This window comes from Brevundimonas sp. TWP2-3-4b2 (assembly GCF_049897345.1).
Classification (GTDB): domain Bacteria; phylum Pseudomonadota; class Alphaproteobacteria; order Caulobacterales; family Caulobacteraceae; genus Brevundimonas.
In genome coordinates this window covers 177,377-191,009 of sequence record NZ_JAFCWB010000002.1, presented here as the reverse complement: position 1 = coordinate 191,009, position 13,633 = coordinate 177,377, and the positions used below count along the sequence as shown (strand labels likewise).

Here is a 13,633-nt window from a genome sequence, read left to right as displayed (position 1 = left end):
TCAGCCCCGTGTGCGGTCGAAGACGCCGAATTCGTGGGCAATACAGCGGTCGATCAGGGTGCGCCAGACGGGTTCGGCGATGGCCGGCGACAGGCCGGCGGGACCGGCGGCGCTCAGGACCTTTTGCACCACGTCCTCGATGCGGGCGTCGTCATGCACGACCGAACGGTCCGGCTTGATGCGGGCGGCGGCGTCCATATAGCGCTGCCGCTCGGCCAGCAGGACGACCAGGGCGCGGTCGAGGGCGTCGACGCCCTCACGGACCTCGGCCATGGAGACGCAGGCCTCGGGCGCGGTGCGCGGATCGATGGTGACGCTATCCGACAAAGGCACGCTCCAGAACATAGTCGCCCGGCTCGGCGTTCGAGCCTTCCTTCATGCCGAAGGCCTCGAGCAGTTCAGCGGTTTCCTTGATCATGGCCATGGAGCCGCACAGCATGACCCGGTCTCGCTCGGGCGAGAAGCCGTGCGGCAGGCCGAGGTCGTCGAACAGGGCACCGGACTTGATGCGGTCGGTGATCCGGCCGGGATGATCGAACGGCTCGCGGGTGACGGTGGGATAGTAGGTCAGCTGGGCCTTCGCCTCCTCGCCGATCAGGGGGTCGTCATGAATGCCCGAGGTGAAGAAGTCGCGGTAGGTCAGGTCGGCGACGTTGCGCACTGTGTGGCAGACCACGACGTGTTTGAAGCGGCTGTAGGTGTCGGGATCGCGTGCCACGCTGATCCAGGGTGCCAGGCCGGTGCCTGTGCCGATCAGCCACAGGCGCTCGCCGCCGGTCAGGGCGTCCAGCACCAGGGTGCCGGTGGGTTTCTTGCCCATCAGCACGGTGTCGCCGGGCTGGATCTTCTGCAGGCGCGAGGTCAACGGGCCGTCGGGGACCTTGATCGACAGGAACTCCAGCTCCTCGGCCCAGCCCGGGCTGGCGATGGAATAGGCGCGCAGAATCGGCTTTCCGCCGTCTTCGCCGGGCAGGCCGATCATCACGAATTCGCCCGAGCGGAAGCGGAAATCGTCGGGTCGGGCGATGGCAAAGCTGAACAGCTGGTCGGTCCAGTGGCGCACCCACAGCACCTCCAGTTCATGGAACGGCGAGGCTTTCGCGGGCGGGGAGGAGAGGGCGGCTTCGGTCATTCGGGGCTTTATTAAGCGGTGCGGCGGCGAGGGGGAAGCCGTCCCGGCGCCGTGACCCGCGCCTTCCGCCCGGGTTGGGGGATGACGACGACCAATTCTCCCTCTAGCGTTCCGCCCATGCGCAACAAACTTCTCGCCTCCACCCTGTTCCTCGCGGCGTTGTCGCCGTTCACTGCCGTGATGGCGCAAACGGCGGACCCGGCGGTCCTGACGCCCGAGCGGGTGTTCGCCAACCCGTCGCTGGCCGGGCCGGTGGCCAAGTCCGTCAGTCTGTCGCCGGACGGCGAACTGGTGGCCTTCCTGCGCTCGCGCGAGGACGATGTGGACGTGCAGGATCTGTGGGCCGCGCCGATCGGCGAGGGCGAGCCGTTCCGGCTGATCGACGCCCGCGCGCTGGTTCCCGATGCGGGCGAACTGTCAGAGGCCGAGAAGGCGCGGCGCGAGCGGATGCGGATCAGCCAGCGCGGCGTGGTCGAATATTCCTGGGACCAGCAGGGGCGCTACATCCTCGCCCCGCTGGAAGGCGACATCTTCCTGGCCGAGCGTGAAGGCGGGGCGGTGCGCCGCCTGACCGAAACCTCGGCCGACGAGATCGACGCCAAGGTCTCGCCCAAGGGCAATTTCGTCTCCTTCGTGCGCGATCAGGACCTGGTCGTTCTGGACCTGAACGGAAACCGAGAGACGGCGGTGACCACCGACGGCGACGGCCTGATCACCTGGGCCACGGCCGAATTCATCGCCCAGGAAGAGATGGACCGCGACACCGGCTACTGGTGGAGCCCGAACGAACGCTACATCGCCCTGCAGCGCACCGACGAAAGCACGGTCGACATCATCCCGCGGCTCGACATCACCGGCGGCGGGGCCCGGGTGATCGAGCAGCGTTATCCGCGCGCCGGCCGGCCCAATGCGGTGGTCGAACTGTATGTCCATGACCGGGAAACCGGCCAGCGGACCAAGGTCGATCTGGGTGCCAACGCTGACATCTATATGGCCCGCGTCGACTGGTCGGCCGACGGCCGCACCCTCTATGTCCAACGCCAGTCGCGCGACCAGAAGACGCTGGACCTGCTGAGCGTCGATCCGGCCACGGGCGCGTCGCGCGTGATCTCCACCCAGCGGTCGGACGCCTGGGTGTCACTGAGCCACGATTTCCGGGCGCTGGACGACGGCAATTTCATCTGGTCGTCGGAGGAGACGGGCTGGCGGCACCTGTATCTCTACAACCGCGAGGGCCGCCGGCTGCGGGCGATCACCCGGGGCGACTGGCCGGTGAAGGCCCTGACCGGCGTCAACCAACGGACGGGCGAGGTCTTCTTCACCGCCTCCATGCGCGACGGGCGCGAACTGCCGATCGAGCGTCAGATGTTCCGCGCCTCCCTGCGCCGGACCGTGACGCCGGTGGCCATCACGCCGGCAGGCGGCTGGTGGGCCGCGTCGATGAACCGTACCGGTACGGCCTATGTTGGCGACTACACCGACCTGAACACGCCGGCGCAGTCGGGCCTCTATCGCGCCGACGGAACCTTCGTGCGGTGGATCGAGGAGAACCGGCTGGACGCCGATCACCCGATCTATCCCTACGTCTCGCGTCGCGGCGAAGTGACTTTCGGCACGCTGGAAAGCCATGGCGAGACCCTCGTCTGGCAGATGACGACGCCGCCCGGCTTTGATCCGTCGAAACAGTACCCCGTCGTGATGCAGGTCTATGGCGGGCCGGGCGCCGGTGCGGTGCGGCGGTCCTGGCAGTCGTCAACCAATCAACTGTTGACCGAAGCCGGTTACATCGTTTTCCGGCTCGACAATCGCGGCGAGGGCGACCGGTCGGCGGCGTTCAAACAGGCGCTGCATCTGAAGATGGGGCAACCTGAGATCGAGGATCAGGTTCTGGCGGCGAACTATCTGAGATCGCTGCCCTATGTCTCCGACGATCGGATCGCCATGATGGGCTGGTCCTATGGTGGCTTCATGAGCCTGATGGCCCTGACCGAGCCGCAGATGGGCCTGACCTCGGCCATCGCCGGCGCGCCGCCGACCGAGTGGAGCCTGTACGACACCCACTATACCGAGCGGTTCATGTCGACGCCGGAAGCGAACGCCGCCGGCTATGCTGCCTCGGACGCCATCCCGCGCCTGCCGAACCTGACCGGGCGGCTGTTGCTGATGCACGGCATGGCCGACGACAACGTCATCCTCGAGAACTCGACGCGCGTCATCGATGCGCTGCAGGCCTCGTCCATCCCGTTCGAACTGATGCTCTATCCCGGTCAGCGCCACGGCGTGCGGGGCAATGAAAGGCAGCTGCAGCAATGGCGTACCTATCTCGACTTCCTGGATCGTACGATCGGTACAAGAGCGCCCGCCGCGCGGGATTGATCGCGGCGGCGCTTGCGCTCGGTGCCTGCGCTTCGATGCCCGGGGCGGCTTCGGCTTCGGCTCCGGCGGGGCCCGCCTGGGGCGAAGCCAGTGTAACGGCGCAGCAGGCCGCCTTGAACAGCGTCATTGTCTGGGCGGACGGTGCCGAAGCCGTGCGCTGGGATGGACGCGGCATTCGTGGCCTGCCGATTCTTCTCAAGGACAACATTGAGACGCGGGACATGCCGACGACGGCCGGATCGCTGGCGCTGTCGTCAAACGCACCCGGACGGGATGCGCCGCTCGTAGCCCGGCTCCGGGCCGCCGGTGCCGTCGTCCTCGGCAAGGCCAATCTGTCGGAATGGGCCAACATCCGCTCGACCAATTCGATCAGCGGCTGGAGCGCTGTCGGTGGCCAGACGCGCAATCCCTATGACGGCGAACGCACCCCGTGCGGCTCGTCGGCGGGAAGCGCGGCGGCCGTCGCGGCGGGTCTGGCCCCGGCTGCGATCGGCACCGAGACCAACGGCTCCATCGTCTGCCCGGCCTCGGTCAATGGCGTGGTCGGGTTCAAGCCGACCGTGGGTCTGGTGTCGCGCACCCACATCGTGCCGATCGCCCATTCGCAGGACACGGCCGGGCCGATCACCACCACGGTCGAGGACGCCGCCATCGTGCTGACGGTCATCGCCGGGTCGGACCCGCTGGACCCCGCGACCGTCGAGGCCGATGCGCGCAAGGTCGACTATCGCGCGGCGCTGAACGCTGAAAGTCTGCGCGGGACCCGGATCGGCGTGATGCGCTTTCTGGTCCGCAACTATTCCCCGGACACCCAGGCGGAGTTCGAGCGCGCCCTGCAGGCGCTGCGCGACGCCGGGGCAGAGCTGGTGGAGATCACCGAGGCCCCCGACCTGCAGGCCGTCGGGGCCAGTATCCAGGTGCTGATGACCGAGCTAAAGGTGGACATTAACGCCTATCTCGCCTCGACCGATCCGCGGCAGGTCCCGACCCGGACCCTCGCCGATCTGATCGCCTTCAACGCCGCAGAGCCGCGCGAGACCGTGCTGTTCGGCCAGGAGCTGTTCATCCGCGCCGAGGCCACGACGGGTCTTGAGGACCCGGCCTATATCGAGGCGCGGGCGCGGTCGTTCCGCGCGGCTGGACCGGAGGGAATCGACCGGATGATGTCGACCAACCGCGTCGCCGCACTGATCGCGCCGACGACGTCGCGCGCCTGGACCAATGATCCGGCCGATGACGACCGCGCACAGGGCTCGTCCAGTTCGCTGGCGGCGGTGGCGGGCTATCCGCACCTGACCGTGCCGATGGGCTTCGACCGTGGCATGCCGGTGGGGATCAGCTTCATCGGCGGCAAATGGGACGACGCGAAGATTCTGTCGCTGGGCTACGCCTATGAGCAGCGGACGCATGAACGGCGGCCGCCGACGTTGGGCCGGGACTGATTTCGCCAGGGGGGATGGGATGCGTCTGACACTGACCGGACTGACGGGGGCGCTGGCCCTCTGTCTTGCCGCCTGCGCCACGCCGAATGGTGACGGCAGCTGGACCGTTCCTGCCGCGAACGGCGGGGAGGCACGCTATGTCCCCGCCTCGGTCAGCGACATCGCCGCCGGCAAGCGGGACGGGGTTCCGCCCGGGGAATCGCCCGCCTCGATGGCGCTTGTGCTCATCGCCTCTTCAGGCGTCGGCGACGCCGGGATCAATGCCGTCATCACCGCTATTCCGGAGGTCGCCAACCCGGCTGATGGAATGGTGCGGTCGGACAATCCGCCACCGCTCGATGGCGTGCCGATCCTGATCAAGGACAATATCGAAACCGCCGACATGCCGACGACGGCGGGGTCCCTGGCGCTGCTCAACAATGCGCCCGGCCGGGATGCGCCGCTGGTGGCGCGGCTGCGGTCCGCCGGGGCGGTGATCGTCGGCAAGACCAATCTGTCGGAATGGGCCAATATCCGCTCGACGAACTCGAGCAGCGGCTGGAGCGCGGTCGGGGGACTGACCCGCAACCCGCACGCGCTGGATCGCAACGCCTGTGGCTCGTCCTCGGGCAGTGGGGCGGCGGTAGCGGCGGGGCTGACCCCCGCGGCGATCGGCACCGAGACCGATGGCTCCATCACCTGCCCGGCGGCGATCAACGGCATCGTCGGCTTCAAGCCCACGGTCGGCCTCGTCTCGCGCACCCATATCGTGCCGATCAGCCATTCGCAGGACACCGCCGGGCCGATGACCCGCACGGTTGAGGACGCCGCCATCGTGCTGAACGTTATCGCCGGCTCCGACCCGGCCGATGCGGCGACGGCCGAGGCCGACGCCCGCAAGGTGGACTATCGCGCGGCCTTGGACGCCGGCTCTCTGAGGGGTGCCCGGATTGGCGTCATGCGGTTCGCGACCGGCTATTCGAAGGGGCTGGACCGGGTGTTCGAGGAGAATCTGATCCGGCTGCGCGAGGCCGGGGTCGTGTTGGTCGACGTCACCCAGGGGCCCGATCCGGCCATGGACGCGGCGGAACTGGTGGTGCTGCTGACCGAGCTAAAGGTCGATCTCAACGCCTATCTGGCCTCGACCGACCCGCGGCAGGTCCAGACGCGGACCCTCGCCGACGTCATTGCCTTCAACATCGCCGAGCCGCGCGAACTGGCCCTGTTCGGGCAGGAGCTGTTCCTGCTGGCGGAAGAGACGAAGGGACTGGACGATCCGGCCTATATCGCGGCGCGTGCCACCTCGCTGAGAGCGGCCGGCGTCGAGGGGATCGACCGGATGATGCGCGACAATGATGTCATCGCCCTGATCGCGCCGACGACCGGCCCCGCCTGGACCACGGATGTGGTCAACGGCGACCAATATGCCGGTGCCGCCTCCAGCATGCCGGCCATCGCCGGCTATCCGCACCTGACCGTGCCGATGGGCTTCGTGCGGGGTCTGCCGGTCGGCATGAGCTTCATCGCCGGCAAGTGGGAGGACGCGAAGGTCCTGTCGCTCGGTTACGCTTTCGAGCAGCTGACCCGGGCCATCCGACCGCCGACCTTCGTCCGGTCCATCGAAGAGATGGAGGAGACGGCACCGCTGGTGGCTCCTGCCGACCGCCCGGCCCCGTAGCGCAACGAAAACCCGGCGACATGGTTAGGCAGCCATGGAAAAGCTGTTCGTCTCCTTCGCCACCGCCACGGCCAGGATCGCCGGGAAGCCGTGGACCTTTCTGGGGTGCGTCCTGATCGTGCTGATCTGGGCCGCGTCCGGGCCGATCTTCAAATTCAGCGAGACGTGGCAGCTGGTCATCAACACCGGCACAACCATCATCACCTTCCTGATGGTCTTCCAACCTGTTAGGGTCGTAGCGAGAACCGCCTCGCCATTTAGTGCTTTAAGAACAGCAGGTTAGGTCAATGGAACGGCTGTTCATTCGGTTCGCCACTCTAACTGCGAAGATCGCTGGCAAGCCTTGGACCTTCATCGCTTGCCTAGCAGTCGTACTGACATGGGCAGTCAGCGGACCCATCTTCAAGTTCAGTGAGACGTGGCAGCTCGTGATCAACACGGGCACGACCATCGTCACGTTCCTCATGGTTTTTCTTATACAGAACACGCAAAACCGGGATGGCGCAGCCATGCAGGCCAAGTTGGATGAACTCGTGTTTGCCGTGAAGCAGGCAGACGAGCGGTTCATTGGCATCGAGCATCTGACCGAGCATGAACTCGACGCCATCCTGCAAGAGGTGGAGGCGCGGGGGATAGCTGTTCATGCGGGCAAGCCCGCTAAACCGCTTGCTGGAAAGCGTGATCGCGTTGCGGCCATTGCAGCCAAAGCGGCGATTGAGGCGACGCCTCGTCGGAAGACCGCCAAGATCTGATCTACCGCCTGCATCGCCAAGGCCATGCTCTGACCTGTCCAATCCCGGCATCGACGCAGTCCGCTTCGCAATTCACGATTCGAACGATTACGCAAGTGGAGGATATGAGAACGTATCAGCAACATCCGCATCCTTCTGTACATAACTGGAAGCGGCGCCGCTCATATACGTCAAATCTGCCCACTTCCCTTGGGATATGAAACGCGGTAGATAGGGGTCATGAACGATGACATCATCCGCAACGCGATAGCCGATCTGCACTCGATGGAAGTCGAGCGGGAGGGCTACGCGGTCAAAATGAAGGACGTTGACCAGCGGATCGCCAAGCAGAAGGACTTTATCGAACAGGCTCAGAAATATGCGGGCGTGAAGTACCCGATCCGTGACGACATACCCATGCCGCCAAAAGCGGTGAAGATGTATGAGCCGAAGGTGCCTTCCCCCGACAGCAAGCGGTTCCTGATCGGAAACGCAGTCTTGGAAGTCCTGACCCGGGTGGGGCGGTCGATGCACACCAAGGAACTGATGGACTACATCGATCAGACCATCCTTGAGCCTTCGACCCAGAAGCAAAACTACTTGAGCAATGCACTCAGCAAGGACGCGAGGTTCCTATCGACTCCGCGCGGCTGGGCAAAAAACATGGCTGTCCTCCCAGTGGAGGAAGCCAACTGAGACTGGTCTGAGCAAGCGCTGGTGTGGGGTCCAAACTCACACTGAGAGGGGGCAGTACCCTACAGGCTAGAGTCCGGAGCCCCTTCCACAAGGGCATCGGCAATCGTGGTAGCGTCAGTCGGCTGGACTGCAAAATCGGTCGGCTGACGCTGCTATCTTTCCGCGCGAGGTGCGCGATGTCAATTCGGCCGGCGAACGCAGGTCATGTCCAATACGTCAGTTGTCACCGGTTGCTGGCGCGTCAACGGGCGTTCCAGATATGTTCGACATGCCCCTGTGGTCCGCCATGCGAGGCGATGAAAGATGAGATGACGATGCTGCAACTCTGCGAGCTGTGCGGGGTTCGATGCAGGCGTTCACGTCGAAAAAGTGAGAACGATGGTTTTTTTCTACAGATCGAAAATCACAACTCGCTTCCTGATCCAGAACACCCAGAACCGCGACGGCGCGGCGATGCAGGCCAAGCTCGACGAACTGCTGCATGCGGTCCGGGCTGCGGACGAACGGTTCATCGGGATCGAGCATATGACGGAAAAGGACCTCGACAAGATTCTGGCCGAGGTCGAGGGCCGGGCGGCACGGGTGCATGGGCAAGGCCCGCGTGCGATGCCCGTTGTTGCGACCCGGGCGGAGGACCGCTCGGCGCGGGGCAAGGCCGCCGCTTACAAGGCTCCCAAACCCGCGGTCAGGGGCAAGGCGGGCTCGGGCAAAACGCCCGCATGACCGATCTCGCCGCAAACGTTGTCGGCACGGCCGCCGCCCTGTGTTCGATCATCAGTTTCGCACCGCAGATGATCAAGATCTGGAAGGAGCGCGACGCCTCTTCCGTGTCGCTCAAGACCTATTCCATGACGGTCGCCTGTTTCGTGCTGTGGACGGCCTATGGCGTGCTGACGACGGCCTGGCCGATCGTGGTGTCCAACGCCTTCGCCCTGGTTATGGCTTCGGGCGTGCTGGCGATGAAATGGCGGTTCAGCCGGTGAGGCGTGTCCGAACCCGCGCCAGGATCTGATCCGCCGCCTCGTCGGGTGAGCACGCAGCGGTGTCCACGCGGGTCTCGGGGCACTCGGGCGGCATACAGTCGCTGTCGATGCCAGTGAAATTGGCCAGTTGGCCGGGCAGGTTTGTGCGGGATGCGGTCCTGTTCAGGACCTGACGCCTTCCGCTAAGACGAGAGCACGCTTTGAGGAAGAGGATGACGATGACCGAGACACTGGACCTGTCGCACTGGATCGACGGCGAAAAGGTCGCTGCGGATCGCCCGTCCGAAAGCCTCAACCCTTCGGACACGCGTGAGGTTGTGGCGCGCACGCCGGACGGCGGCGAGGCCGAGGTCAACGCTGCGGTCGCGGCTGCGAAAGCGGCCTTTCCGGCCTGGTCGGAAGCGTCTCCCGAGGTACGATCGGACATTCTGGACCGCGCAGGGACCCTGGTCATGGAGCGGCGCGAGGCGCTGGGCCGGCTGCTGTCGCGCGAGGAGGGCAAGACCCTGGCCGAGGGGATCGGCGAGACGGTTCGTGCCGGCCGGATCCTGAAGTATTTCGCCGGCGAGGCGCTGCGGCTGCATGGCCAGAACCTGGCGTCGGTCAGGCCGGGTGTGGAGATCCAGACCTATCGCCAGGCGGTCGGCGTCTACGGCCTGATCACGCCGTGGAATTTCCCCATTGCCATTCCGGCGTGGAAGGCGGCACCGGCTCTGGCTTTCGGCAATACAGTGGTGATGAAACCGGCCGGACGCACCCCGGCGACAGCCGAGGCGCTGGTTGCCATCCTGCATGAAGCCGGTCTGCCGAGGGGGGTGCTCAACCTGGTTATCGGGCGAGGCCGGGTGGGGCAGGCGATCGTCGATCATCCGGACGTGGACGGTCTCAGTTTCACCGGCTCGCAAGGCGTCGGCGCGGGCGTGGCGGCGGGCGCGATGAAGCGCCAGGCCCGCGTCCAACTGGAGATGGGCGGCAAGAATCCGCTGATCGTGCTGGATGACTGTGACCTCGACCGGGCGGTGCAGATCGCGCTGGATGGATCGTTCTTCGCTACGGGACAGCGCTGCACAGCCTCCAGCCGGCTGATCGTTCAGGACGGAATCCACGACCGGTTCGTCGCCGCCCTGGCCGAGCGCGTTGCGGCGCTGCGGGTCGGCGACGCGCTGGATCCCGAAACCCAGATGGGGCCCGCGGTGTCCGAGGATCAGATGGAGACCTCATACCGCTATATTGAGATCGCGCGCGCGGAAGGCGGGCGGGTGGTCACGGGCGGCGAACGGCTGACGCTGGAAAAGCCGGGCTGGTACGTCCAGCCGACGCTGATCGCCGACACGGATGCGGGCATGCGTATCAACAATGAGGAGGTCTTCGGGCCCGTTGCCTCGATCCTTCGGGTCCGGAGCTATGAAGACGCTCTCGCGGTCGCAAACGGCGTGGAATTCGGGCTGTCCGCCGGAATCGTCACCGGCTCGCTGAAGCACGCCCGGGACTTTCAGCGCCGGGCGCGGGCCGGCATGGTGATGGTCAATCTGCCGACGGCGGGCGTTGACTATCACGTGCCGTTCGGCGGTTCAAAATCGTCCAGCTATGGCGCGCGCGAGCAGGGCTTCGCGGCGGCCGAGTTCTTCACCCAGACCAAGACCGCCTACAGCTGGTCGTGACGAGACGGGTCCAGCGCCGGGTCCGTTCCGTGAGTGGGCTCAGCGTTCGACCATGCGGGTGTAGAGGTGCCAGGTCGAGTAGCCGAGCCAGGGCAGCACGACCGCGAGACCGATGAAGGCCGGCAGACTGCCGAGCACCAGCAGGCCGGCGACCATGGCCCCCCAGGTGGCGACGGTGACCGGGTTGGTCCGGGCTGCCCGGATCGAGGTCTGGGTCGCCGTGCCGGCCCCTATCGGCCGGTCCACGACCATGGGGAAGGAGACGACGCTGAACACGAGCGTGGCGACGGCAAAACCGAACCCGGCGAGATTGCCCAATGCGATCAGGGTCCAGCCGTCGGACGTCGTGAACAGGCGGCGGAAAAACTCGGCGGCGTCCATCGGGCCATGCACACCGATCGTCCCGGCATAGATGAGCCAGGCCGCTGCCAGCCAGGCACCGAAGAGCACCAGCAAGACCAGGGTCAGGACCATCAGGCCACCCCGACTGCGTCCCTTCAGGGGATCAAGGAAATGCTGCCAGTTCGCGCTCAGCCCGGCGTCGCGACGGCGCGCCATCTCATAGAAGCCTGAGGCCACGGCCGGCCCCATGACGGAGAGGCCAGCCACCAGCGGAAAGAACAGGGGCAGGAGCCGCGCATCCGCGGCCGTTGCTGCCGCCAGGACGCCCAACAGCGGATAGAGCAGGGCGAGAAAGAGGATTTCGCCGCGCATCGCCGCGAAGTCTCGCCAACCCTCGGCCAAGGCCCAGTTGAGATCACGCTGGCTGATGCGCCGGATGCCGTGCGGCGCGATGGACGAGGTTGTGATCGTTGCGTCAGGCGTAGTCATGGATCGGCCTCCGATACGCGCGGCTGATCGTATCAGATTTCGTTCGGGGCGTCGTGCCCCGGGATCATCCGTATCAGGCGGCGACCGCGGTCCGGGTCAGGGCGCAGTGGGACCAGATTTCCGACAGCGCTTCGACCAGGCGGTCGATGTCGGCGTCGGAATGCACCGGAGAGGGCGTGATCCGCAGCCGTTCCGTTCCCTTGGGCACGGTCGGATAGTTGATCGGCTGGACGTAGATGCCGTGATTGTCCATCAGCCAGTCGGAGATCATCTTGCACTTGTGCGGATCCCCGACCATCACCGGGATGATGTGGCTGGGATTGTCCATGACCGGGATGCCCATGGCGTTCAGGCGGCCACGGACCCTGGCCACACGCTCCTGATGGCTCGCGCGCTCGATCTGGCTGGCCTTCAGGTGACGCACGCTGGCGCAGGCACCGGCCGCAACCGCCGGCGGCAGGGCGGTGGTGAAGATGAAGCCCGAGGCGAAGCTGCGGACATAGTCGCACAGGGCCTCGGAGGCCGCGATATAGCCGCCCATGACGCCGTAGGCCTTGCCCAGTGTGCCTTCGATGACCGTCAGCCGGTCCATCAGACCCTCGCGCTCGGCGATACCGCCGCCGCGCGGACCATAGAGGCCGACCGCATGGACCTCGTCCAGATAGGTCATGGCCCCGTGCCTGTCGGCCACGTCGCAGAGTTCGGCGATGGGCGAGATGTCGCCGTCCATCGAATAGACGCTCTCGAACGCCACCAGCTTGGGCCGGTCCGGATCGATCCGGGACAGGTGGCGGTCGAGGTCCTCGGGGTCGTTGTGACGGAAGACATGGCATTCTGCCCGGCTGTGGCGGATGCCTTCGATCATCGAGGCATGGTTGCCGGCGTCGGACAGGACCGCGCAGCCGGGAAGGCGTGCGCACAGGGTGCCCAGCGCGGCCCAGTTGGAAACATAGCCGCTGGTGAACAGGAGCGCGGCCTGCTTGCCGTGAAGGTCGGCCAGTTCACGCTCCAGAAGGACGTGGTGGTGGTTGGTGCCTGAAATATTGCGGGTCCCGCCCGCACCCGCTCCGCACTCGTCCAGCGCCGCGTGCATGGCAGCCAGCACCGGCTGGCTCTGGCCCATGCCGAGATAGTCGTTGGAACACCAGACGGTGACCTCGCCGACGCCGTCATCGGAATAGCGTTTGGCTTTGGGAAAGGCCCCGGCCTTCCGCTCAAGATCGGCGAACACGCGGTAGCGCCCCTCGTTGCGCAACACCTGCAGCTGATCGTCGAAGAAAGCTTCGTAGTCCATCACGTACTCCCCCAGTGTCGTGTCGTCATTGTTCAGTCTCGCCGACGAGGGCGAGACTGGTCTTGGTCTTGCGGGCAGGCCCCAGCGCCCAGCCCCAAAGGGCGCGATCGGGCGACGGCGTCATCAGAAACGCGTGTTCCAGAACCCCGAGCGCGGCCAGGCCGAACAGGAGGGCATAGCCGACGGCGTCGCCTGCGGAGGCCTCGGCATCCAGTGCCGAGCGGGCCAGGAGCCAGGTCACGCCGACAGACAGGGCCAGCGAAAGCGGGAACAGGGCGTTGAACCGCCGACGGCGGAAATAGCTGTGCAGATAGGCGATGGGCTCGGGCAGGAAGGTGTTCGGCGGATTGGCGACGCCGAGGAAGATGTTGAACTTGGTGCTCAGTCGCATGCCCAGCAGCAACAGGAAGGTCAGCGTGCCCGTCTGATTGGGCGCGTCCCAGGTCAGGACGACGATGACCACCGCCGTCAGCATGAGCGCGATCTCGTGATGGATCAGCGTCGCGGCGGCGGCGCGGAAGCGCGCCCAGCCCCGGGCATCGGGCGGGCAGGCGGCGCGCCGGGGTCCGGTGACGACGCCCATCAGGAAGCCCATCTCATGCCAGCCCCAGATCACCAGGGCACAGAAAAATCCGCCATAGGCACCGGACATGCCGGTGTCCCGGGCGGCCACTGTCAGGCCCGCGAGGGTGGCACCCGCCACCGCTGAATAGACCAGAAGGCTCAGGCGAAAACTCTCGCGCGGACGACGCACCAGCCACAGGATCGCGCCTGTGCTGACCCACCAGAGGATAAGGGCAAGCAGCAGTGGCGCGCCAAACTGGGCCATG

At 66.0% G+C, this 13,633-nt stretch carries 14 protein-coding genes; 9 read left to right on the top strand and 5 right to left on the bottom strand.

Going from position 1 to position 13,633, the window contains the following annotated elements; all coding sequences use genetic code 11:
* Entirely contained in the window at window positions 1-345 is a 345-nt protein-coding gene (locus ACP7AS_RS04515; protein WP_426027669.1) for a chorismate mutase, read from the bottom strand.
* Window positions 317-1,132, bottom strand: a complete 816-nt coding sequence (locus ACP7AS_RS04510) for a ferredoxin--NADP reductase (RefSeq protein WP_426027668.1) — start codon at window positions 1,130-1,132, stop codon at window positions 317-319. Before ACP7AS_RS04510 ends, ACP7AS_RS04515 begins: the two co-directional genes overlap by 29 nt.
* Before the next feature lie 117 nt (window positions 1,133-1,249).
* On the opposite strand from ACP7AS_RS04510, the gene ACP7AS_RS04505 reads away from it, so the two are divergent.
* From ACP7AS_RS04505 to ACP7AS_RS04465, 9 genes are all read left to right on the top strand, one after another.
* Complete coding sequence (locus tag ACP7AS_RS04505; RefSeq protein ID WP_426027667.1) at window positions 1,250-3,508, top strand: S9 family peptidase; 2,259 nt, start codon at window positions 1,250-1,252, stop codon at window positions 3,506-3,508.
* A 35-nt stretch (window positions 3,509-3,543) separates the two neighbouring features.
* A complete protein-coding gene (locus tag ACP7AS_RS04500; RefSeq protein WP_426027666.1) occupies window positions 3,544-4,950 on the top strand; it encodes an amidase in 1,407 nt (468 codons plus the stop codon).
* A 19-nt stretch (window positions 4,951-4,969) separates the two neighbouring features.
* Window positions 4,970-6,607: an amidase gene (locus ACP7AS_RS04495; RefSeq protein WP_426027665.1), complete on the top strand. Its 1,638-nt coding sequence runs from the start codon at window positions 4,970-4,972 to the stop codon at window positions 6,605-6,607.
* Between the two features lie 34 nt (window positions 6,608-6,641).
* Entirely contained in the window at window positions 6,642-6,890 is a 249-nt protein-coding gene (locus ACP7AS_RS04490; protein WP_426027664.1) for a low affinity iron permease family protein, read from the top strand.
* Between the two features lie 4 nt (window positions 6,891-6,894).
* Window positions 6,895-7,359 carry a low affinity iron permease family protein gene (locus tag ACP7AS_RS04485; RefSeq protein ID WP_426027663.1) on the top strand — a complete coding sequence of 155 codons (465 nt, stop codon included), beginning with the start codon at window positions 6,895-6,897 and terminating at the stop codon, window positions 7,357-7,359.
* 219 nt (window positions 7,360-7,578) lie between these two features.
* Entirely contained in the window at window positions 7,579-8,034 is a 456-nt protein-coding gene (locus ACP7AS_RS04480; protein WP_426027662.1) for a hypothetical protein, read from the top strand.
* A 378-nt stretch (window positions 8,035-8,412) separates the two neighbouring features.
* On the top strand, window positions 8,413-8,757 hold the full coding sequence (locus ACP7AS_RS04475; RefSeq protein WP_426027661.1) for a low affinity iron permease family protein: 345 nt from the start codon (window positions 8,413-8,415) through the stop codon (window positions 8,755-8,757).
* Entirely contained in the window at window positions 8,754-9,017 is a 264-nt protein-coding gene (locus ACP7AS_RS04470; RefSeq protein WP_426027660.1) for a SemiSWEET family sugar transporter, read from the top strand. Before ACP7AS_RS04475 ends, ACP7AS_RS04470 begins: the two co-directional genes overlap by 4 nt.
* Before the next feature lie 218 nt (window positions 9,018-9,235).
* Window positions 9,236-10,678 (top strand): aldehyde dehydrogenase family protein, encoded by a 1,443-nt coding sequence (locus tag ACP7AS_RS04465; protein WP_426027659.1) that lies wholly within the window; start codon window positions 9,236-9,238, stop codon window positions 10,676-10,678.
* 39 nt (window positions 10,679-10,717) lie between these two features.
* On the opposite strand, the gene ACP7AS_RS04460 is transcribed toward ACP7AS_RS04465, so the two are convergent.
* The 3 genes from ACP7AS_RS04460 to puhE all read right to left on the bottom strand — a co-directional run bounded on the left by ACP7AS_RS04460 (window position 10,718) and on the right by puhE (window position 13,632).
* A complete protein-coding gene (locus ACP7AS_RS04460; RefSeq protein ID WP_426027658.1) occupies window positions 10,718-11,509 on the bottom strand; it encodes a DUF2189 domain-containing protein in 792 nt (263 codons plus the stop codon).
* A gap of 73 nt (window positions 11,510-11,582) precedes the next feature.
* On the bottom strand, window positions 11,583-12,803 hold the full coding sequence (gene hemA / locus ACP7AS_RS04455) for a 5-aminolevulinate synthase (RefSeq protein WP_426027657.1): 1,221 nt from the start codon (window positions 12,801-12,803) through the stop codon (window positions 11,583-11,585).
* A gap of 25 nt (window positions 12,804-12,828) precedes the next feature.
* Complete coding sequence (puhE, locus tag ACP7AS_RS04450) at window positions 12,829-13,632, bottom strand: putative photosynthetic complex assembly protein PuhE (RefSeq protein WP_426028136.1); 804 nt, start codon at window positions 13,630-13,632, stop codon at window positions 12,829-12,831.
* Window position 13,633 lies beyond the last annotated feature (1 nt).